Here is a 20,351-nt window from a genome sequence, read left to right as displayed (position 1 = left end):
GACGCGTACGCGACGCCGACCGGGCTGTCCCCGGCCCAAGCCGGTGGCGCCGTCGCGGCGACCTCGAGGAGCGGGAGGCTGCCGCCAGGCTCCCTCGGCTCGCGGGCGCTCCTGGCGTAGAGCCGGCCCCCGACGGACCGCACCACCGGGGACCGCTGCAGGCCGCCGGGCAGCAGATCCGGATCGAGCAGCGCCGAGACGATCCGGTTGATGAAGTGGAAGGCGAGCAGGGTGCCGGTGACCTCGGGGCGGTACGGGCTGGTCCAGGCGGCGGCCCGGGGGCTTCGGCTGGCCTCGGCCCAGCCGGCGAGCTCGGCGTGCCTCGGCTCCGGTGGCGTCCCGCCCCGGGCGATGACCTCGGCCAGCTCATGCTCGCTCAAGGCGTGCAGCAGCATCACGTGGGCGTCGACGCAGAACCGGCAGCGGTTGGCCCGGGACACCGCCGACGCGACGAGCTCGCGGTCGACCCGGGACGCGTCCCCGGCGAGCAGGGCCTCACGCATCAGCGCCCAGGTCGCGGCCAGCACCTCCGGCACGGCCGAGAGCGCCTGGAAGGTCGGCACCGGCCCGAGGAACTCGTCCCGCAACTGCCGGTAGACCCGCGCGGTGAGACCGGTCGCAGCCTTCGCCGGACCGGGAGTGAAGAAGCGGTATGTCATGGGCACGATGCTTGCCTCGGCAGGCCGGGAAAACGTCGTGCCACCGCAGGCACTTGCCCGGCCCCCGATACCGCGTCCGCAGTACGCCTCATTACCGCAGACGCGGGATGTTCCCTGACCGCAACCGTTCTACAGTGCCGTCATGCGCCGCGACCTTCCGTACGCTCTCAGCGGCGCCGCCCTCGGCGTCCTCCTGCTCGGCAACGCCGCGCTCGCGCCGGACGCCGCCCCGGTACGGGCGATCGACGTCGCCCTGGTCCTGGTCATGGCGGCGGCCCTGGCGCTGTGCCGGCGGTACCCGGTGGTGGCGCTGATCGCGGTGACCGCCGCCATGCTGGCCCTCCACATCCGGGTACACCCCGGGGTGTCCGCCGCGTTCCCCGTCCTCGGCGCGGTCTACGTCGCCGCCTGGCGGGGGCGCCGATCGGCCGCCGCCCTGGCCAGTCTCGTCTTCCTCGGCGGCTTCCTGGCCCGCGACATCTCGGTCGCACCCGCCGACCGGCCCGCGCAGCAGATCACCGAGCGGACCGCCCTGCTGCTGGGCTGGTTTGTGGCGGCCAACGTCGCCGGGCTCGTCGCGCGGCAGCGCCGGGCGTACCTGGAACAGGTGGAGCAGCGGGCGATCGAGGCCGAACGCACCCGCGAGGAGATGGCGTTGCGCCGCGCCGGGGAGGAACGCCTGCGCATCGCCCGAGATCTGCACGACTCGCTGACCCACAACATCTCCCTGATCAAGGTGCAGGCCGGGATCGCCGTGCACCTGGCCCGCAAGCACGGCGAAAAACCGTCGGCCGCGCTGCTGGCGATCCAGGAGGCCAGCAGCGCCGCGATGCAGGAACTGCGGGCGACGCTGGACGTCCTGCGCTCACCCGCCGACGCAGACTGCGTCGGGCTGGCCCGGGTGGGCGAACTCACCGAGCGGACCCGGGCGGCCGGCGTACCGGTGCACGTCACCGTCACCGGTCAGCCCCGCGACCTGCCCGCCGAGGTCGACCAGGCCGGGTACCGCGTCGTCCAAGAGGCCCTGACCAACGTGGCCCGCCACGCCGGGCCCGCCACCGCCCAGATACACGTCGAGTACGCCCCGGCACAGCTGACCGTCTCGGTCACCGACGACGGCCAGACGTCGCCGGTCCGGCCGGTGACACCGGGTGTGGGCCTGCGCGGCATGCGGGAACGGGTCACCGGACTGGGCGGCACACTGCAGGCCGCCGCCCGCGACGGCGGCGGGTTCGCGGTACGGGCCACGTTCCCGCTGGACGGTTCAGCATGACCGAGCGCTTGCGCGAGGTCCAACCAGCTCGGTCCGCCACGGATCGTGGCGGCTCCGACCGGAGGGAGGAGCCGGCATGACCGAGCGCTTGCGCGAGGTCCAACCAGCTCGGTCCGCCACGGATCGTGGCGGCTCCGACCGGAGGGAGGAGCCGGCATGATCCGCGTCCTGCTCGCCGACGACCAGGCTCTGATGCGGGCCGGATTCCGGGCACTGCTCGACGCCGAGGACGCCCTGGAGGTCGTCGGCGAGGCCGCCGACGGCGCATCGGCCGTCCAGCTGTCGCGACGCCTGCGGCCGGACGTCGTGCTGATGGACGTGCAGATGCCGAGGCTCGACGGCATCGAAGCCACCCGGCGAATCGCCGCCGACCCCGGCCTCGCCGCGGTCCGCGTCCTCGTCCTCACCAACTACGGGCTCGACTCTTACGTCTTCGCCGCGCTCCGCGCGGGCGCCAGCGGGTTCCTCCTCAAGGACGCCGACCCCGCCGACCTGCTGCGCGCCGTCGCCGTCGTGGCCCGCGGCGACGCGCTGCTCGCCCCGGCGGTCACGCGTACGCTCATCAGCGAGTTCGTCGCCGGCCCGTCGCCGGCCGACCCGGGGGCCGGACGCGACGTGCTGACCGCCCGGGAACAGGAGATCGTCGAACTCGTTGCCCGGGGGCTGAGCAACGACGAGATCGCCGAGCGCATGGTGATCAGCCCGCTGACCGTCAAGACACACGTCAACCGGGCGATGATGAAGCTGCACTGCCGCGACCGCGCCCAGCTGGTCGTGTGGGCTTACGAGTCGGGGCTGATCACGCCGCGTCGCCGGTGACAGCCGGTGGCGGTACGCCAGCAAGTCCATTTCGACGTGGTGAGTAGACGCAGCGCCAGTGGTACCGGCGGTCGCGCAACGCCGAGGAACTCGTGTTCGTTGTGTCCTTCCTATGCGGCCCCCGCTCGCCGTCGTAGCCCGCTCACCGCAACCCAGCCGAGAAGGCCAACCGCTGCCAGCTCCAGGACCACCAGCAGGATCGGCACGAATCGGGGGACGACATAGGCGCGCATGTGGTGAGCGACGGCGACCTGATGGCGAGCGGCCTCCGGCACGTTCACTTCCCACTCGTAGTTCGGGCCCGGATCCACCGTGAGCGCTTGCCAGTGCTGGCTGACATCCACGCCCTTGACCGGTCCCGAAACGACACGGCCGGCCCGCGTCCAGTGCCCCACACACCGGCTGTGCAGCCGCTCCTGACGGTCATAAGTGACGTAGCAGTGGTCGACTGTCGCCCGAGCAGCATCGCCCGGGATCATCCCCGCGACGTAGCCCACCGTGGCTACCGCTGCCACAAGGCCACCCGCGACGGCCGCCCACCTGCCTGACATCGCTCTCCCTCACTGATCACGGCAACGCCGATCGTCAGTGGAGCCGCCTCGTAACAGTAGGCGCCGGGCGTGCGGCAGTGGTGCACTGAGCCCAGCGGCTGGCAGTCAACAACCCCGCCGTGAGCGCCTACCGGGCGCAGGTCCAAGCCGCCGCTCCTGCCAGGCTCCGGTGATGTTCTCGGGCACGATCTCGATGGTCACCGGGTCCCCAGTTTGGTGATCTTGCCGACGAGGGCTACGTCGCTGTCCGCCATCTGTCGAGACTGTGGGCATGGAATTCTTTTGCTACCACCGTGACCGGCCCGGCTCCGTCGCCCTGCGCGACGAGTTGTTGGAAGAGCACAGGTCCTACATGGACCGGTACGCGACGGGAATGATTGCCCGCGGGCCGACCCTCGCCGACGGCGGCGGCACGCCCACTGGCAGCCTGCACATCGTCGACTTGCCCGATCCCGCCGCTGCTCGCGCGTTCGCCTTCGACGAGCCCAACTACCAGGCGGGCGTGTACCGCGACGTGCTGCTGCGCCGGTGGCGCAACACGCTGGGACGGACCATGTGGGAATTCCCCGGCGGCCGGACCGGCGGCAACCGGTACCTGGTGCTGGGCCTCGGCACGGGGCAGGCCGCCGACCTGACCGTGCCGCCCGATTCGGACGAGCTGATCGCCTACGGGCCGCTGCTGTCCGACAACGGCGCGACCTGGCTGGGTACCGCAGCGCTGGTCCGGGCACCGGACCCGGACACGGCAAGCGCCATCCTGACCCCGAACCGGTACGCCGACGTCGAGGTGCACAACTGGCAGTTCGGCGGGCGGCGGCCATGAGAACGAGGACGTTGAAGGGCTGGCCAGCCCTTCAGCGTCGGGAGCTCCTGTGACCCCCGTCACCCCGCCTCACGACGGGTCCTCACCCCCTCGTCTCGAGGTTGTCGTCCTCAACGCGAGAAGGAGCAGGCACATGAACAGGATCGTGATTCTCGGCGCGGGGTACGCGGGAATGGCCGCGACCGTGAGCCTGGCCGCGCGCACCAAGCGCCGCGCCGACGTACACATCACCGTCGTCAGCGCGGACGAGCGGTTCACCGAGCGGCTGCGGTTGCACCAGACCGCCTCCGGGCAGCAGTTGGCCGATCTGCGCATCTCGCACCTGCTGGACGGTACCGGGGTGGACTTCGTGCGCGGCTGGGTCACCGGCGTGGACTCCGCCGCCCGTACCGTCCGCATCGACGACGAGCGGTTGCTGGAGTACGACCGGCTGGTCTACGCGCTCGGCTCGGTCGCCGACACCGCCGCCGTTCCCGGGGTGGACGACCACGCGTACACCTTGAACAGCGCCCACGACGCCGAGCTTCTGGCGCGGCGGCTGGCCGACCTGGGCACCGGAACCCTGGCCGTCTGTGGCAGCGGGCTGACCGGTGTCGAGGCGGCGGCCGAGATCGCCGAACGGTACCCCGCCCTGGACGTGGTGCTCATCGGCAGGCAGGAGCCGGGATCGACGATGGGGCCGAAGGCGAAGGCGTACGTGCAGGGGGCGCTCGCCCGGCTGGGTGTGCGCGTCCTGAGCGGCGCTGAGATCGTCAAGGTGCGGCCCGAGGCGGTGGATCTCGCCGGCGGCGACAGCGTCCCGGCCGACCTGGTGCTGTGGACCAGCGGGGTGCGGGTGTCGCCGCTGGCGGCCGCGGCGGGTCTGCGGGTCGACGAGCGCGGCCGCATCGTCACCGACCACACGCTGCGGTCGGTGTCGCACCCGCAGGTGTACGCGATCGGTGACGCGGCCGCCGTCCGGCAGGGCTACGGGGTCATGCACGGCACCTGCCAGAGCGGCATGCCGACCGGTGTGCACGCCGCGCTGTCGATCGCGCGGGAACTGACCGGTCGGCAGCCCCGCCGGTTCCGGTTCGGCTATTTCCACGCCCCGGTCAGCCTGGGCCGTCATGACGCGGTCGTCCAGTTCACCCATCCCGACGACAGCCCCAAGAGGCTCTGCCTGACCGGCCGGCCAGCCGTCTGGTACAAGGAGACCGTGAGCTCGTCGCCGTGGCCGTCGTTCGTTCGGCTGAAGAGATTCCCATCCGCGGGCTTGTTCGCGTGGCGTCGCGGCGGCCGATACACCCGATGACTCCCGACCCGCGTGGGCAGGTGTTCGACGAGCATCGGAACCTGCTGTTCTCCGTGGCGTACCGCATCCTCGGCACCGCGGCCGACGCCGAGGACGCGGTGCAGGACGCCTGGCTGCGATGGTCGGCGGCCGACCGGTCGCAGGTGGCCGACCCCAAGGCGTACCTGGCGCGGATCGTGTCGAACCTGGCGCTCGACCGGTTGCGGTCGGCCCAGGTCCGGCGGGAGACGTACGTCGGCCCGTGGCTTCCCGAGCCGATCCTGACCAGCACCGACACCGCCGACGACGTGGCAGCCACGGACGCGCTGTCGATGGCCCTGCTCGTGGTGCTGGAAGCGTTGACCCCGCTGGAACGTGCGGTGTTCGTACTGAAGGAGGCCTTCGGCTTCAGCTACGCCGAGATCGCCGAGGCCGTCGACCGCTCGGAGGACGCCGTACGCCAGGCCGCGCACCGCGCCCGCGGGCACGTGCAGGCCCGGCGGCCACGCTTCCCGGCCGATCGCGCGCGGCAGCGGGAGGTCACCGAGCGCTTCCTCACCGCCGCCACCGGCGGCGACATCAACGTGCTGATGCAGTTGCTCGCACCGGACGTGACGCTGTGGACCGATGGTGGCGGCAAGGTCCGCCAGGCGATGCGCCCGGTCACCGGCGCGGACCGGGTCGCCGCCTGGTTCGCGGGCATCGCCACCCGCCCCTATCAGGGCGTCGAGCCCGCCGACATGGCGGTCGAGTTGGTCGAACTGAACGGCCGGCCGGGCATCGTGTTCAGCGGCAGAGGCCGCGTCATCGCCACGCTCACCCTCGACCTCGACGAGGACGGCCGCATCGCGGGCATCCACAACGTCGCCAACCCCGACAAGCTCCACGCCGTCGCCACCCGGACCGTCCACCGCATCGAGCCCGCCCGCTGACCTGTTCCGTCGACGCGGTGGGAGGCGGCGCGACCTGGGACACGCGGCGACGTCCTCGCCTTGCCGCTGCTGGGGTATGCGGCTGTGGCCGGTGACCGGGGTGGTGCGATCCACGGGCCGGCCAGCTGATCGCGGCGACGGATGAGGTACGCGTCTCGGCGGTGTTGCCGGCCAGCTGGTCGTAGAGCGCGACGACCTGCGACGACCTGCTCATGGCCTGGGAACCGGATGAGTAGGACGAAACGATGCGGCACCTGCTGCGCCCAGGGCCGACGGGGACACGACTGCTCAGCTCCGCCAGGTCTGCCGCAACATTCGGCCGGCTCGGGTCACCCGAGCTGCAACCAGGGGTAGCGAGCGGTGTCCTGCCCGGCGTAGTCGGGATCGAGGTAGATGAAGACGCGCTGGATCTTCCAGTCCCGGATCTCAAACACGTCGCACCAGCGTCCGGCGCCCCACTCGGGAAGCCCGGCACGCCACGGTCCGTCCCGGTGCTCGCCGTGGCTGGCGCCCTCGCACACCACGGTGTCGGTTCCCGAGAAGATCCAGTTGAAGTGCGAATAGTGGTGCTCGATCTTCTTGATCGTGCCACCCACCTCGGCGAACAGTCTGCCGATCTGTTCCTTTCCGGTGGCCAGTCCCCACTTCGGGAAGTACACCTGGGCGTCGTCGGCGAACAGGTCCAGAATGGTGCCCCCAGTGGAGGTGACACCACCGTTGTCGAAGCCTTTCAGGTATTCCAAGGCGACCGACTTGCGCTGTTCATCGGTCATGGTCTGGTTGGTCAGTGCCATGGTCGACTCCTTTCGATTCGATGGTTTCAGGGCGGCTCGAACAGCCCCTGGTGCGCCGCCCGCGCGGCTCGTTACGAGGCGGCGAGATCGCCGGTGACGAATACCCCGGGATCGGCGTCCGCCGGGGCACATGTCGGTTTGGCACATGCTGGATCCGGTGGCACTGTCCGAGGCTGCGTGTCAGGTGCCGGTCATCGGCTTCCTTTGGGGGTTCGATTCAGCAGCGGGACCGCGAGTAGACGCGTAAGTTCGTCGAACGTGCAGTCGAACAGCTCCCGTACTGCCACACCCTCGTCCTCGATGAGGAACACCGCGAGGTCGGTGTAGATGCGGCTGACGCAGCCCACACCGGTCAACGGGTAGGTGCACTCCGGCACCAGCTTCGGAACCCCGTCCCGCGACAGCAGGTCCATCATCACGAACGTCTCCTTGGCCCCGATGGCAAGGTCCATCGCGCCGCCGACGGCCGGGATGTCGTCGGGCCGGCCGGTGTGCCAGTTCGCGAGGTCACCGCGGGCCGACACCTGGTAGGCGCCGAGCACGCAGACGTCCAGGTGGCCGCCGCGCATCATGGCGAAGGAGTCGGCGTGGTGGAAGTACGAGGCGCCGGCCAGTTCGGTCACGGGAACCTTGCCGGCGTTGATGAGGTCGAGGTCGACCGCATCCCCCTGCGCCTCGGGCCCCATGCCCAGCATGCCGTTCTCCGTGTGCAGCACGACGCCGCTGTCCGCGGAGAGGTGGTTGCTGATCCGGGTCGGGAGCCCGATGCCGAGGTTCACGAAGGCTCCGCGCGGGATGTCGCGCGCGACGCGGGCGGCGAGTTCGTCCTTGCCGAGCCCGCGCCGGGTCACCCCGGTCACTGACCCGCTCCGACCGGCTCGGGCACCGGCACGGGTGCCGGCACGCGGACGATGCGGTCGACGTAGATGCCCGGAGTGACGATGACCTCGGGGTCGAGCGCGCCGACCGGCACCACCTCCTCGACCTGCACGACCGTCGTCGTCGCGGCCGTCGCCATGATCGGCCCGAAGTTGCGGGCGGTCTTGCGGTAGACCAGGTTGCCCAACTCGTCGGCCCGGTGCGCCTTCACCAGGGCGTAGTCCGCTCGCAGCGGGTATTCCAGCACGTAGTGCCTTCCGTCGATCTCCCGGACCTCCTTGCCCTCGGCCAGCGAGGTCCCGTAGCCGGTGGGGGTGTAGAAGGCCCCGATGCCGGCACCCGCGGCACGGATGCGCTCGGCAAGGTTGCCCTGCGGAACGAGCTCCAGCTCGATCTCACCGGCCCGGTACTTCTGGTCGAAGTGCCAGGAGTCCCGCTGGCGGGGGAAGGAGCACACGATCTTGCGCACGCGGCCCGCACGGATCAGCGCCGCCAGGCCCACGTCCCCGTTTCCGGCGTTGTTGTTCACCACGGTGAGATTCGTGGCGCCCGACGCCATGAGCGCCTCGATGAGCTCGACCGGCTGACCGGCGGTGCCGAATCCGCCGATCATCACCGTGGCGCCGTCGGGGATCCCGGCGACCGCCGCGTACGGGTTGTCCAGGATGCTGGCCACGGCTCAGGCGTCCATGTTCTCGAGGACCATGGCGAGCGCCTGCCCGACACCGATGCAGATCGCGGCGACCCCCCACCGCTCGCCCGAGGCCCGCAGCGAGCGGGCGAGCGTGCCGAGCACGCGGGTCCCGGAGGCGCCCAACGGGTGGCCGATGGCGATGGCGCCGCCGTGTGCGTTGACGATGTCGGGGTCGACGCCCCAGGCGTTGATGCACGCCACGGTCTGGGCGGCGAACGCCTCGTTCAGCTCGACCGCGCCCACCTCACTCCAGCCGATGCCGGCGCGCTTGAGCGCCAGGTTGGCGGCCTCCACCGGCGCGAACCCGAAGTACTGCGGGTCGTTCGCGGCAGCCCCGCGACCGGCGACGCGCGCCAGCGGCGGCCGACCGACGATCTCCTCGGCGGACGGGCTGCCCAGCAGCACCGCGGACGCGCCGTCGTTGAGCGGCGAGGAGTTCCCGGCGGTCACCGTGCCGTCCTGGCTGCGGAACACCGGTTTGAGCGCGGCGAGCTTCGCCAGGCTGGTGTCGGACCGGATGGACTCGTCGCGGGCGAGTTCCACCCCGGGCACGCCGACGACGAGGTCGTCGTAGAACCCCGCCTCCCAGGCTCGGGAAGCCGCCTGGTGCGAGCGCAGCGCGAAGACGTCCTGCGCGTCGCGGCCGACCCGCTCACGGATCGCGAGCAGCTCGGTGGCCTCGCCCAGCGAGACCGTCCACTCCGGATTCATCCGCGGATTCACCAGGCGCCAGCCCAGGGTGGTGGACACCAGCGTCGCATCCCCGGCCGGGTAGGCCTTCTGCGGCTTGAGCAGCACCCAGGGCGCGCGGCTCATCGACTCCACACCGCCGACCAGCAACACGTCCGCCTCGCCGAGGGCGATCTGCCGGGAGGCGACGATGGCGGCGTCCAGGCTGGAGCCGCACAGTCGGTTCACCGTCGTGGCCGGTACCGACGTCGGCAGGCCGGCCAGCAGGCCGGCCATCCGGGCGACGTTGCGGTTGTCCTCCCCGGCGCCGTTGGCGTTGCCCAACACGATCTCGTCGACGCGGTCCGGTTCCAGCGCGGGCGCGCGCTCGACCAACGTCCGCAGCACGTGCGCCGCCAGGTCGTCCGGCCGCACACCGGCCAACGCACCGCCGTACCTTCCGAACGGGGTGCGTACGGCGTCGTACAGGTACACGTCGGTGGGCATGGGTCAGGCCTCCTCGTGAGCCGCCGGCGCCAGGACGATGTCGAACCGCACGCGTGACCACGCGCGGTCTCCCAGGTCGCGGCCGTCGGGGGTGGGGGAACCGGCCAGCTGTGGCTCGAATTCCTTGACCAGCGAGTCCCGTACGCCGAAGACGCTGTCGCGGTCCAGCAGCTCGTCTCCGCGGACGAAGATGTGCGTCACCAGGGTTCTGAATCCCTCCCCCTGGATCATGAAATGCAGGTGTGAGGCCCGCATCGGGGACCGTCCGGTGGCGGCCAGCAGCCGGCCGACCGGGCCGTCGTGCGGGATCGGGTACGGCGTCGGAGTGACCCCCCAGAAGCGGTAGCTTCCGTCCGCGTCGCTGTACAGGTGGCCCCGGGCGGCGACCCGGTCGTCGCCGTACTGGACGTCGTAGAAGCCGTCCTCGTCGGCCTCCCAGACCTCGATCCGCGCATGCGGCACCGGCTTGCCGTCCGTGTCGGTGACCGTGCCTTCCACCCAGCACGGCTGCCCGGACGCTCCGGCCGCGATGTCACCGCCGAGCTCGATCTCCGGTGAGCCGTCGACGAAGAACGGGCCGAACACCGTCGCCTCGGTGGCGTCGCCGTACGCCTCGTTGTTGACGGTGATGGTCTGCATCGAGGCGCCCAGGACGTCGGAGAGCAGGATGAACTCCTGACGCCGATCGTCGGTGATGTGCCCGGCGGCGGTGAGGAACTCGATGGCGCGCTGCCACTCCTGTTCGGTCAGCCGCACCTCCCGCAGGAAGGCGTGCAGGTGCCGGGTGAGGGCCTGCATCAGCTCCCTGACCCGCTGATCCGGCGCGTTGTCGAACGACGCGACCACCCGTTCGACGAGCTGCGACTCGCGGTTCTGCTGCTCCAGGCTCATGCCGGCTCCCCTCCGTCCCATGCTCGGCGTAACAGGTCCTCGAGGTTCTCCCGGGTGACCGGCGTCGGGTTGCTCGGCGGCACGACCGCCAGGACCGCGTCGACCGCGGCCGGGATGTCGGTCTCGCGCAGCCCGTAGTCCCGCAGGGCGCGAGGTGCCTCCACCCGCTCCCGCAGGCGCTGCAACCCCTCCAGCGCGGACGCCTCACCGAAGGCCGCCGCCATCCGCTGCCCGATGTCGGGGACCGACGGTGCGTTGAACGCGAGGACGTACGGCAACACCACGGCGTGGGTCTGCGCGTGCGGGAGGTTGTACATCCCGCCGAGCACGTGGCAGATCTTGTGGTGCAGCCCGGAGCCGGCCGAGGCGAACGCCACGGCGGCCAGGTAGGCCCCGTACAGCGTCTGCTCGCGCCCCTCGATGCCCTGCGGATCGCGCACGACCTCGGGGAGTCCCTGGCGAAGGGCGCGGATGCCCTCCAGCGCCAGGGCCTGGTCGATCGGGTCGACCTGCGGCGCCCACATCGAGTCGACACAGTGCGCCAGCGCGTTCAGTCCGGAGGCCACGCTCAGTGGCACCGGCAGGGACAGCATCAGGCTGGCGTCGTAGACGACGGACCGCGGCAGCACGCGGGGATCGACCCCGGTGGTCTTGCGGCCGCACTCGGTCAGCCCCCAGACGTTGGTGGCCTCCGAACCCGCGTACGTGGTCGGGACGGCGACGATGGGCAGCCCGGTGGTCAGCGCCACCGCCTTGGCCAGGCCGGTGGTGGAGCCACCACCGATGCTGACGACGACGTCGACGTCGTGCTTCTCGGCGGCCGTGCGGGCCCGCTCGGCAACGTCGGTGGGCACGTGCATCACCACCTCGGTGTGGCGCACCGCGGTCGGCAGGGCGGCCACCAACGGGTCGGCCAGCGCGCTGTCGGCCGCCGCGGCGATCACCATCGGGCGGGCGGCGCCGAGCCGCGCCACCTCGTCGGCCACGAGACCCGCCGCCTCGTACGAGGCGAACACCACCCGCTGCGGCAGCGTCTCGTGCGTGAACCTGACTCTCACGCCGCACCACCCCGGCCGAGGATCGCCGACATCGCCTCGCGCAGCGCCCGCTCCGGATCGGCGGGCAGCCGCATCGACCGCCAGCCGATGTGCTTGTCCGGGCGCACCAGCAGCACGCCGTCCTCCTCGACCTCTCGCACCCGCGCCCAGTCGTAGTACAGGTCGGTCACCTCACACCCGGGGCCGATCACCACGGCCTCCAGCGGCACGCCGAACTCCTGGCCGACCTTCTCGGCAGCCGCCACCCACGGCTCCCCGGCGATGCCGGTCAACACCGTGAACCGGGTCATCGGCGCCAGGTCGAGCGTGGAGACCTTGTGCCGGGCATCGCCCACCCAGGCGTGCGGCAGCCGGGATCCCGGGACCGTGGACGTCTCGTAGTACAGCTCCGGGTCCCGGCTCGGTTCCGGCCGTCGCGTGGCGTCGGAGACCACCGCGTCGGACTCGTAGAACTGCCCCAGCTCGACACCGTGGGCGTTGAACTCGTAGTGCTTGAGCTCCATGGCCGACATCAACGCGGCCCGCTTGGCCGCCCCCTCGGGGGTGTTGGCCTTGCGCTCCTCGATGCGCGCGGCCATCTCGGCCTCGTCTGAGGCGTCGAGCAGGCCCAGCGCCTCGAAGAACTGAACGAACTCGCGACTGGACCTGTTCGCGCGCTGCACGATCTGCCTGGCCACCGGCGCGCGTTCCACCGAGTAGGTCTCCAGCAGCGAAGGCGCGGCCTGCCGACGGAGGACAGCCGCCAGCTTCCAGGCGAGGTTGTAGGAGTCCTGGATCGAGGTGTTCGACCCCAGACCGTTGCTCGGCGGGTGGCGGTGGACCGCGTCTCCGACACAGAACACCCGCCCCGACTGCAGGTGGGTCGCGTACATCTCGTTGTTGCCCCACAACGACGTGCCGGTGATCTCCACCTCGATGTCCGGCAGCCCCAGCAGGTTGCGCACGATCTGGACGGCGGCGGCCTCGTCGACGACCGGTGGGGGTTGGCTGATGTCGTAGCCCCAGACGATGAGCCACTCGTTCCAGGGCCGCACCATCCGCACCAGTCCGGCCCCGATTCCGCCGACGTTCGACCCGGGCTGGATCACCCAGTAGAGCACCGACGGCCGGTGTCCGACGTACGACGAGATGTCGGCCTTGAACGTGATGTTCATCGAACCGGCGACGTCCATCGCACCCTCCATCGGAAGGCCGAGGTCGGCGGCGACCTTGGAGCGGGCGCCGTCGGCACCGATGAGGTACTTGGCCCGGATCGTGTACTCCTCGCCGGTGAGGCGGTCCCGAACCTCGACGCTGACGCCATCGGCGTCCTGCCGGTGCCCCAGGTACTCCGTGGAGAACCGGGCCTGGGTACCCCGCATCACGGCGTTGCGCACCAGGATCGGTTCCAGGTGGGTCTGGGGAATGTCGACCGGCAGGCACGGTGACGCGAGGCGGTAGTCGGCCTGCCGGGCGGGATGCGTACCCCAGGTGAGGATCCGCCCGATCTCCTCGCCGGCGATCGAGGTGCAGAAGACGGTGTCGCCCATCAGCTCGTGGGGAGTGGCGTCGGCGAGCACCTGGTCCTCGATGCCCAGGTCGCGGAAGACCTCCATCGCGCGCTGGTTGGTGATGTGCGCCCGCGGGGTGTTGGCCGTCCAGCGGTACTTCGTGATCATGATGTTCGGGATTCCGAGTGTGGACAGGAACAGTGCTGCTCCCGCTCCCGCCGGGCCCGAGCCGATGACGACGACGTCGGTCGTCACCGTCGATCCCTGAGGTAGCGGCGTCTCGGCCATCCCGTCGCTGAACTGTGCCATCAGCTCCCCCACTCCACTGCCGGGCGTGTGGTCCTGGCCACTCGCTCGACAAGTGTGCGGCGGCGCTCTGCCGCCGCAGCAAGGGCTGAAGCCGTAACACGGCGGAAAGGCGAAGCTGTGGCGGAATTCCAGAACTAACCGAGCCGGCCCGCCCGGGCCTGCCGACGCAGGTCCGTGGCGCGTAGGCCGAAACGCGCCCGGAACGCCTGCGAGAAATGGGTGGCCGAGCCGAAGCCACAGCGCGCCGCGACCTCACCGACCGGCAACTGCGGCGAGGAGGCGAGCAGCGCACGGGCACGTTCCAGCCGCCGCGCCAGCACGTACTGCGGAACAGTGGTGCCGGCGGCGGCGAACGCCCGGGACAGGTGGCGTTCGCTGATGCCGATGCCGGTCGCGACCCGGGCGGCAGTCAGGCCGCTGTCGGTCAGGTGATCCTCGATGAACGTACGCGCGTTGGCCAGATGCACCGTGCCGAGGTTGACCGGGCGGCTGCCGGCCATGCTCGCGAGCAGGTCGAGCGCGATCCGTTCGTCGACGGGCTCGCCTCCCTCGGGACGCAGAGCACGGTCGATCAGCCTCGCGAACGTCCGTGCCGGCACATCACCCCCGGCGAAACCGCGCACCAACGGGGTGTTGAGCGATTTGAGGCCGGTCAGCTCGCGGAAAAGCGGACGCGGCACCTTGATCGCGAGTTCCTCCAGGCCATGCGAGAAGCCGCGCATGAACGGACGATCGGCATCGCAGATCAGGGCCTGTCCCGGCCGCAGGGTGAGCACCCCGTCGTCGTGGTAGAAGAATGCCTCCCCGACGAGGGTCAGGTAGACCGCGACCGCGTCCGTCGGATGCTTGCGGATCACCTCGGCCGGGCGTTCGACGACATGTGCGTTGCTGCGGACGCGGGCCAGATGCAACTGCTCGAGCTCGAGGTTGAGCTCGGTCCCGTCGAACGGCGTCCCGCCCAACGTGTGACACCGCAGGCCGATCAGTGCGTGCGCGTTGTGGTCCTCCCACAGCGCGATCCGCTGGGCCTCCGGGAGCCCCCCGGTGCTGAAGCTCACCGGCCGCCGGGCCGTCGCCGAACCCGTCGTCACGGTCACCCCCACTGTCTTCGGCCCCGATCCCGAAGCCAGCATAGCGCGATGAATGACACATCGCACTCAAAGAAATGCTCCGGATACGCGAATTGCCCGAGGTCGATGGATGCCTTATCGAAATCCGCGAACGGCCTACCCGAGGCACCTTGCGAGCACCCGATCAGATGGTGCTGGAAAATGGCCCCCGTCGTCATCATCTGACGTTTCTCGCTGGGAGATTCGTCGCTATTTCTCAGCCGCTGTGGCGGGTTGGGTCAGGCCGGGCCGGCGGCTCCTGGTCACACCCCCTGCACATAGGCAGCCCGCCACTCCGGCGAGGGGTCCGCGCCTGGCCCTGGCCGGTCTGCCCGTGTCGGCCCTGGCCAGGAACGAAACGCTGGCGTCGCTGCGTACCCACGGCTGGTTGTTGAACTCGCTCGACGGCGGGCCGCAGGCCGCCCCGGTCGCCGCGGCCACCGACGACACCGCGGCACTGGGTCCGCAGGACGTGGTGATCCTCGCGGTGAAGGCGCATTACCTGCCCGCGCTCGCGCCCGCGCTGGTGCCGCTGCTCACCCCGGAGACCGTGCTGGTCCCGGCGCTGAACGGGGTGCCGTGGTGGTTCTTCCACGACTTCGGCGGCCCACTGGCCGGCATCGGCCTGGCCGCGGTGGATCCCGGCGGGTCGTATCGAAGGCGTTGCCACCCGGGCCTCTACTGACCGATCATGCCGACGGGTGCCGCTTCGGTGGTCGATCGTCGCCGGCCCGGGGTTCTCCCAGCCTCCGGTCGATCTGTTCAATGGCGATGAGGTCTTCTGGGGCGAGCCGGTCGATGAAGTGGCGTCGTACCGATTCGACGTGGGCCGGCGCGGCCTGTTCGAGCGCGTCCAGACCTTGCGGCGTGAGTTCGAGGAAGCAGCCTCTGCCGTCGGTCGGATCGGGTGCGCGCCTCAGGAGACCGCGTGCCTCCATCCGGGTGGCGTGCCGGGACAGCCGGCTGCGTGACCAGCCCATCTTGTCGGCCTGTTCCCCCAGGGTGCTGGTGTGGCCGGGCCGCTCCGACAGGGTGCTCAGTACCTCGTAGTCGGGTTCGGAGAGCCCGACCGCGGCCAGATCCCGCGCCGTGCCGGCCTGAACGGCGACCACTACGCGCAGGAACGCCCGCCACGCCCGCTCCTCGTCAGGGTTCAACCAGCGTACGGTCCCGGGCGGCGGCTTAGTTGACATGTAATCAACCTAGCACCTAGGCTTCGTTTCCATGTTAACGAAACCGGTTCGTGTCCTTGTCCTGATGTGCAGCACCCGCCCAGGCGCCCTCGGGCCCCTGGTGGGACAGTGGCTGGCCGAAACGCTCACCCCTCATGCCGCGGAGCTCGGCGTCGAGCTCGTACCGGTGGCCCTCAGCGATCTGGACCTGCCGTTCCTCGACGAGGAGGAGCACCCGTCGTCGGGTGTCTACCGGCATGAGCACACACGTCGGTGGAGCGCGATCGTCGACGCGGCGGACGGGTTCATCGCGGTCACGCCCGAGTACAACTACGGGATGCCGGCGACGCTGAAGAACGCGCTGGACTACCTCAGCCGCGAATGGGCGTGGAAGCCGATCGGTTTCGTCAGCTACGGACACACGTCGGCGGGCACCCGGTCGGTTCAGCATGCCAAGCAGGTGGTGACCACACTGCGCCTGGTTCCGCTGGGCGCCACGGTCGCGATTCGCATCGGTGAAGCCATGGAAAGTGGGCGGCTGCGGTCCGACGCGGCCCGCGACACGGCGGGTGTCGGGCTGCTGGACGAACTGGTCCGGGTCGCTCACGCCCTACGGCCACTGCGCGAACGCGCACGACCCGAAACGCTGTCCGGACCATTGCCGGGGTCCTACGTGAGACGCCTGACCCCCGACGACGCGTCCGAGGCCCTCGTGCTGCAGCGGTGCTGCTGGGTGGACGAGGCCGTCGTCAACGACACCCTGGCCATACCGGCCCTGCACGAGTCGCTGGAAGAGGTACGCGACTGGCTGGCGACCTGGCACACCACGGGCATCTGGCTGGACGGCCGACTGCTGGGCATGGTGCGGGCCCGTCGCGTCGACACCGACTGGCACGTGGGTCGACTCGCCGTCGTGCCCGACCTGCGAGGTCAGGGGCTGGGCCGATGGTTGCTACGCACCGCCGAAGCCGATGCCCAACCGGATTGCCGCCGCGTCCTGCTGTTCACCGGCGCGAAGAGCCTGCGGAACATCGATCTTTACCACAGCGAGGGATACCAGTCGGTGCCACTCGCCGATCCTGACGGAATCACCTGCCTCGCCAAGGACATGTCCGTCAGGCAGTGCTGACGCTGACGTTGACCGCCCGGTGCGCAGCGGCCGGGCTGCCGACGAATCTTCAGTGCTTGATCGAGCCTCCGCACATCGGTACGGCGGCTGGGTGACGCTCGGTTCACAGCCGGGCACAATCCTGGATGACCAGGTCGGGCTTCCTCACCGTGAGCCGGCCATCGCCTCGGCCGATGCCATCAGGAGAAGCGGTCAAGTCACTCCGCTGCTCCCGATCGGCTCCCCGACTGGACCGCGCCGTCCTTGGGCCCGCGCCGACCGGTCGCGCCTCGTCAAGCGGCCGGCTTCGCCTCGTCGGGCAGTTTGACGCTCGGCTGCCCGGCCGCTGCGGCGGCCCGGCGGACCGCGAGCGTCTCCCGGATCCGCCGCCGAACCGCCCGGCATCGTTGCTCGTCGCGGCTGCTGCGGTGAGCTCCCCCATAAATCATGTCCGACTCCTGAACGACGACACGGGGCGCGGTAGGCATCCGGATACGCGCAAGGGCAACGGCATAGGTCCGGCTGCACGGAGATCCGCTCGCACGACTGACCGAGCCAAGCCCACAACGATCCCTGGATACCTTGCTTGACAAAGCAAAGGTAGTGAGGGTCGCGCCATCAAGCAAGCATCCCCCGTATGGCCATGGTCACAGAGGGTAAGCGCCCGCACCCCCTGCTCCCAGCCCTCGAAGTGCGCGGCCGGGACCACCTTCCGGGACGCTTCGACGTAGGAATCCGGCACCCCGTCGACCAGCTCGACCCGCGCCGCGCCGCGGATCAGCAGCACTCGCGGCGGCCACTCGTCCTAGGTGTCGATGGTGAGGGCCACCCTGGGGTTCTGCCGCAGTGCCCGAACCTTCGCCGATTTCGGCACGGTGGCCATGACCAGCTGCTCGCCTGCGGGCACGCGGACGCCGGGTTGGCTGGTTCCCATAGTCTGGCCGGACCGGACCGGCGGTAGGCGCCGTCCACGTGCCGGGAGGAGTACGGGATGACCGGAAGCGTCCGCCGGGCCGTCCCGGCCCGCTCTGACGACCCGTGGCTGGCAGAGGTCGCCCACGCCGCCAGCGCCGACGCCGGCGGGGTGCCGGTGGAACTGCTCGGCGACTACTTACGGCTGCTGGCCGACGCGGCGGCGACCGGGCGCCGCCCGCGCCGCAGCGAACTCGACGCGGTCGGGGTGCTCGGCCGGCGCGCCGCCGAGCAGGGTGTCTCCGCGGGGCGGGCGGTCCGGCTCTACCTGTCCGCGGCCCGGCGGTTCTGGCAGCGGTTGCCACACCTGGAGCGCCCCACCGACAGTGAGGCCGTGCGCGCCGCGGCGGAGGCAGTGCTGCACGTCGTCGACGCCGCGGTGGCCACCCTCGCCGAGGGGTACGCGGTGGCTCGCCGGGAACTGGTCCGCCGGGAGGAGGCGCTGCGCCGTGAACTCGTCGACGACCTGCTGCGCGGCGACTCGGACCTGGGCGGCCTGGTGGAGCGCGCGGAGCCGTTCGGGCTGGACCTGGCGCGGGTGCACCAGGTCGCCCTCGCGTCGCCGAGCCTACGACTGCCGGACACCGACGCGGCGATCAGCGCCCTGGAACGCGTCATCTTTGACCGGCTGGGCGACCGGGACGTGCTCGTGGCCACGAAGGAGGGGCTGCTCGTCGTGATCGCCCCGGCGGACACGGTGACGCCCGACCGCGGCTCGCTCGAGGGCGCGTCCGTCGGCGACCTGGGCCGGCTGATGCACGCCGAGCTGGACCGGCTGGCGCGCGGCCGGCCCTGGCAGGTCGCGGTCGGCCGCCCCCACCCCGGCCTGTACGGCATCGCGCGCTCCTACGAGGAGGCCCGCGAGACGCTGACCATGGCCCAGCGGCTGCACGCCGACACCGCCGTCATGGACGCCCACGACCTGCTCATCTACCGGGTTCTGCTGCGGGACCAGCCGGCCATGGTCGACCTCGTGCAGGCGGTGCTCAGTCCGCTGGCCCGGGCCCGCGGCGGGGCCGAGCCGCTGTTGGACACCCTGGATGCGTACTTCACCTGCGGCGAGATCGCCACCGAGGCCGCCCGCCGGCTGCACGTGTCGGTCCGGACGGTGACCTACCGGCTGGACCGGATCCGGACGCTCAGCGGCTACGACCCCGCCGACCCACGGCACCGGTTCACCCTGCACGCCGCCGTCCTCGGCGCGCGGGCGCTGGACTGGCCGCGCCAGCCGCTGCCGGGCCGCTGACGTAGCCCGTCAGTCAGGGGCGGCGACCAGTTCCGGGAAGCCGAGCAGGGCGGCCAGGGCGGTCGCCTGGGCACGGGTAGGGCGAGGCTGACCATCCGGTCCGGGTCGTCCGGGTCGTCGTGGACGACGTCCCGGCGGTCATTCCCGTGGTACTCGACCACGCCGATCCGGCGGCGCTGTGCCACGCGACCGGCACGGACAGCCGCGACGACCACGCCAGCATCGACAGCGCGTCGCCAGCGGTCAGCCGTCGAACGGCGGGCGGTCGTCCTCTCCGGCGGCCGGCAAACAGGCGAGAGGTTGTTGGCCGGCACCGTGCAATGTCAGCTCCTGGTTTTCGACCGACGCTGGAGGTCCGACGCGGACCCGACCAGTGAGGAGGCGGTGATGACGACCCGTACGCCGGTGGCTTTGCCACCCCTGCCCGCCGGTTGTCCGCCGCCGCCCCGGCCGGCGGAGCGGTCGGCGCCTCCAGGCCCGGTGACGACAACACTCCCCGGCATCTGGGCCTGACGCTCCACCCGCGCCTCGTCTCCCGGCGTCACCGCCTACCTTCCGCGCCGTCCCGCCGACGGCGCCGGGACCGCCGTATCCCTCCGTGAAAGAGGTCGGAATGCCCGTCCACGTCACCTCTGGTCCCGCACCGGACAGCGCCAAGGCCGTCGCCGGCCGTACCCGGGCCACCCGACCGGCGGTGACCCTCCACCCCGACCCGATTGCCGTCGACCTCGGCAGCGCCAGTTGCGGATGTGGCTGGGGCCCGGCGGTGTGCTGAGCGTCCCGGTCGGCGAGGGGCTGCGGACGCCAGTGGTGCGGCGTGGCCGGGTCGTGGACGGTCCCCGCTGTGTCGTCGAGTTGCGGCGGCTGCTGCGGGACCACCGCACCCCGGTGCCGGTGGGGGCGCTGGTCGTGGCCTGCCGCCCGGTGCTCTCCAGCAGCGCGGACCAGGAGGCGATGCGCCGCGTGCTCACCGCTGTGCTCGCGCCGTCCCGGCTGCTGTTCGTCGACACCGTACGGGCGGGCGCCATCGGGGCCGGGGCTGCCGCTGGCACGTTGCTGCTCGCCGACGTCGGCGCCCAGCTCACCGAGGTGGCCGTCCTGAAGGACGGCCGGGTGGTCGGTG

Annotated in this window: 20 protein-coding genes and 1 pseudogene; 9 read left to right on the top strand and 12 right to left on the bottom strand. The window is 71.0% G+C overall.

Annotated features, from left to right (window positions below):
• Positions 1-659 (bottom strand): carboxymuconolactone decarboxylase family protein (locus NCC78_RS11845; protein ID WP_250794341.1); only part of this gene is annotated, 659 nt, incomplete at its 3' end.
• Positions 660-801: 142 nt separating this feature from the next.
• Between NCC78_RS11845 and NCC78_RS11840 the strand changes: the two genes are divergently transcribed.
• Positions 802-1,932, top strand: a complete 1,131-nt coding sequence (locus NCC78_RS11840; RefSeq protein ID WP_250794334.1) for a sensor histidine kinase — start codon at positions 802-804, stop codon at positions 1,930-1,932.
• A 156-nt stretch (positions 1,933-2,088) separates the two neighbouring features.
• Positions 2,089-2,751: a response regulator gene (locus tag NCC78_RS11835; RefSeq protein WP_250794333.1), complete on the top strand. Its 663-nt coding sequence runs from the start codon at positions 2,089-2,091 to the stop codon at positions 2,749-2,751.
• A gap of 110 nt (positions 2,752-2,861) precedes the next feature.
• Here NCC78_RS11835 and NCC78_RS11830 read toward each other — a convergent pair whose 3' ends face one another.
• Positions 2,862-3,248 (bottom strand): hypothetical protein, encoded by a 387-nt coding sequence (locus NCC78_RS11830; protein ID WP_250794330.1) that lies wholly within the window; start codon positions 3,246-3,248, stop codon positions 2,862-2,864.
• A gap of 325 nt (positions 3,249-3,573) precedes the next feature.
• On the opposite strand from NCC78_RS11830, the gene NCC78_RS11825 reads away from it, so the two are divergent.
• From NCC78_RS11825 to NCC78_RS11815, 3 genes are all read left to right on the top strand, one after another.
• The gene (locus NCC78_RS11825) at positions 3,574-4,125 is read left to right on the top strand and encodes a YciI family protein (RefSeq protein ID WP_250794328.1); all 552 of its coding nucleotides are present in this window, start codon (positions 3,574-3,576) and stop codon (positions 4,123-4,125) included.
• A 133-nt stretch (positions 4,126-4,258) separates the two neighbouring features.
• Entirely contained in the window at positions 4,259-5,419 is a 1,161-nt protein-coding gene (locus tag NCC78_RS11820) for an NAD(P)/FAD-dependent oxidoreductase (RefSeq protein ID WP_250794327.1), read from the top strand.
• Positions 5,416-6,330 (top strand): RNA polymerase sigma-70 factor, encoded by a 915-nt coding sequence (locus tag NCC78_RS11815; protein ID WP_250794326.1) that lies wholly within the window; start codon positions 5,416-5,418, stop codon positions 6,328-6,330. Before NCC78_RS11820 ends, NCC78_RS11815 begins: the two co-directional genes overlap by 4 nt.
• 329 nt (positions 6,331-6,659) lie before the next feature.
• On the opposite strand, the gene NCC78_RS11810 is transcribed toward NCC78_RS11815, so the two are convergent.
• From NCC78_RS11810 to NCC78_RS11775, 8 genes are all read right to left on the bottom strand, one after another.
• On the bottom strand, positions 6,660-7,124 hold the full coding sequence (locus NCC78_RS11810; protein WP_250794322.1) for a nuclear transport factor 2 family protein: 465 nt from the start codon (positions 7,122-7,124) through the stop codon (positions 6,660-6,662).
• 191 nt (positions 7,125-7,315) lie between these two features.
• On the bottom strand, positions 7,316-7,984 hold the full coding sequence (locus tag NCC78_RS11805; RefSeq protein WP_284706290.1) for a 3-oxoacid CoA-transferase subunit B: 669 nt from the start codon (positions 7,982-7,984) through the stop codon (positions 7,316-7,318).
• The gene (locus NCC78_RS11800; protein ID WP_250794320.1) at positions 7,981-8,679 is read right to left on the bottom strand and encodes a 3-oxoacid CoA-transferase subunit A; all 699 of its coding nucleotides are present in this window, start codon (positions 8,677-8,679) and stop codon (positions 7,981-7,983) included. The genes NCC78_RS11805 and NCC78_RS11800 overlap by 4 nt, the downstream gene beginning before the upstream one ends.
• 3 nt (positions 8,680-8,682) lie before the next feature.
• On the bottom strand, positions 8,683-9,873 hold the full coding sequence (locus NCC78_RS11795) for a thiolase family protein (RefSeq protein WP_250794319.1): 1,191 nt from the start codon (positions 9,871-9,873) through the stop codon (positions 8,683-8,685).
• Positions 9,874-9,876: 3 nt separating this feature from the next.
• The gene (locus NCC78_RS11790) at positions 9,877-10,764 is read right to left on the bottom strand and encodes a hydroxyquinol 1,2-dioxygenase (protein ID WP_250794317.1); all 888 of its coding nucleotides are present in this window, start codon (positions 10,762-10,764) and stop codon (positions 9,877-9,879) included.
• Complete coding sequence (locus tag NCC78_RS11785; RefSeq protein WP_250794316.1) at positions 10,761-11,822, bottom strand: maleylacetate reductase; 1,062 nt, start codon at positions 11,820-11,822, stop codon at positions 10,761-10,763. The genes NCC78_RS11790 and NCC78_RS11785 overlap by 4 nt, the downstream gene beginning before the upstream one ends.
• On the bottom strand, positions 11,819-13,567 hold the full coding sequence (locus NCC78_RS11780; protein WP_250794314.1) for an FAD-dependent oxidoreductase: 1,749 nt from the start codon (positions 13,565-13,567) through the stop codon (positions 11,819-11,821). Before NCC78_RS11780 ends, NCC78_RS11785 begins: the two co-directional genes overlap by 4 nt.
• Before the next feature lie 188 nt (positions 13,568-13,755).
• The gene (locus NCC78_RS11775) at positions 13,756-14,718 is read right to left on the bottom strand and encodes an AraC family transcriptional regulator (protein WP_250794312.1); all 963 of its coding nucleotides are present in this window, start codon (positions 14,716-14,718) and stop codon (positions 13,756-13,758) included.
• A 46-nt stretch (positions 14,719-14,764) separates the two neighbouring features.
• On the opposite strand from NCC78_RS11775, the gene NCC78_RS32050 reads away from it, so the two are divergent.
• A complete protein-coding gene (locus tag NCC78_RS32050) occupies positions 14,765-15,415 on the top strand; it encodes a ketopantoate reductase family protein (protein WP_308220898.1) in 651 nt (216 codons plus the stop codon).
• Positions 15,416-15,419: 4 nt separating this feature from the next.
• Here the strand turns inward: NCC78_RS32050 and NCC78_RS11765 are convergent, their stop codons facing one another.
• Positions 15,420-15,923, bottom strand: a complete 504-nt coding sequence (locus NCC78_RS11765) for a MarR family winged helix-turn-helix transcriptional regulator (RefSeq protein ID WP_250794308.1) — start codon at positions 15,921-15,923, stop codon at positions 15,420-15,422.
• 31 nt (positions 15,924-15,954) lie between these two features.
• On the opposite strand from NCC78_RS11765, the gene NCC78_RS11760 reads away from it, so the two are divergent.
• Entirely contained in the window at positions 15,955-17,031 is a 1,077-nt protein-coding gene (locus NCC78_RS11760; RefSeq protein ID WP_284706289.1) for a bifunctional NAD(P)H-dependent oxidoreductase/GNAT family N-acetyltransferase, read from the top strand.
• A gap of 272 nt (positions 17,032-17,303) precedes the next feature.
• Here NCC78_RS11760 and NCC78_RS11755 read toward each other — a convergent pair whose 3' ends face one another.
• Positions 17,304-17,459, bottom strand: a complete 156-nt coding sequence (locus tag NCC78_RS11755) for a hypothetical protein (protein ID WP_250794296.1) — start codon at positions 17,457-17,459, stop codon at positions 17,304-17,306.
• Positions 17,460-18,001: 542 nt separating this feature from the next.
• Here NCC78_RS11755 and NCC78_RS11750 point away from each other — a divergent pair.
• The gene (locus tag NCC78_RS11750; protein WP_250794295.1) at positions 18,002-19,228 is read left to right on the top strand and encodes a PucR family transcriptional regulator; all 1,227 of its coding nucleotides are present in this window, start codon (positions 18,002-18,004) and stop codon (positions 19,226-19,228) included.
• Positions 19,229-19,969: 741 nt separating this feature from the next.
• Positions 19,970-20,351 (top strand): annotated as a pseudogene (locus tag NCC78_RS11745) (cell shape-determining protein MreB); the annotation flags it as partial.

It is taken from the genome of Micromonospora phytophila, from assembly GCF_023656545.1.
Lineage (GTDB): Bacteria > Actinomycetota > Actinomycetes > Mycobacteriales > Micromonosporaceae > Micromonospora > Micromonospora phytophila.
This window is presented reverse-complemented; position numbering and strand designations above follow the sequence as displayed.

What these genes read in the sequence shown, in the direction of transcription:
- NCC78_RS11840 (WP_250794334.1), top strand. Translation starts at nt 802, where the DNA reads ATGCGCCGCGACCTTCCGTACGCTCTCAGCGGCGCCGCCCTCGGCGTC.
- NCC78_RS11835 (WP_250794333.1), top strand. Translation starts at nt 2,089, where the DNA reads ATGATCCGCGTCCTGCTCGCCGACGACCAGGCTCTGATGCGGGCCGGA.
- NCC78_RS11825 (WP_250794328.1), top strand. Translation starts at nt 3,574, where the DNA reads ATGGAATTCTTTTGCTACCACCGTGACCGGCCCGGCTCCGTCGCCCTG.
- NCC78_RS11820 (WP_250794327.1), top strand. Translation starts at nt 4,259, where the DNA reads ATGAACAGGATCGTGATTCTCGGCGCGGGGTACGCGGGAATGGCCGCG.
- NCC78_RS11815 (WP_250794326.1), top strand. Translation starts at nt 5,416, where the DNA reads ATGACTCCCGACCCGCGTGGGCAGGTGTTCGACGAGCATCGGAACCTG.
- NCC78_RS11810 (WP_250794322.1), bottom strand. Translation starts at nt 7,124, where the DNA reads ATGGCACTGACCAACCAGACCATGACCGATGAACAGCGCAAGTCGGTC.
- NCC78_RS11795 (WP_250794319.1), bottom strand. Translation starts at nt 9,873, where the DNA reads ATGCCCACCGACGTGTACCTGTACGACGCCGTACGCACCCCGTTCGGA.
- NCC78_RS11790 (WP_250794317.1), bottom strand. Translation starts at nt 10,764, where the DNA reads ATGAGCCTGGAGCAGCAGAACCGCGAGTCGCAGCTCGTCGAACGGGTG.
- NCC78_RS32050 (WP_308220898.1), top strand. Translation starts at nt 14,765, where the DNA reads ATGACACATCGCACTCAAAGAAATGCTCCGGATACGCGAATTGCCCGA.
- NCC78_RS11765 (WP_250794308.1), bottom strand. Translation starts at nt 15,923, where the DNA reads ATGTCAACTAAGCCGCCGCCCGGGACCGTACGCTGGTTGAACCCTGAC.
- NCC78_RS11760 (WP_284706289.1), top strand. Translation starts at nt 15,955, where the DNA reads ATGTTAACGAAACCGGTTCGTGTCCTTGTCCTGATGTGCAGCACCCGC.
- NCC78_RS11755 (WP_250794296.1), bottom strand. Translation starts at nt 17,459, where the DNA reads ATGATTTATGGGGGAGCTCACCGCAGCAGCCGCGACGAGCAACGATGC.
- NCC78_RS11750 (WP_250794295.1), top strand. Translation starts at nt 18,002, where the DNA reads ATGACCGGAAGCGTCCGCCGGGCCGTCCCGGCCCGCTCTGACGACCCG.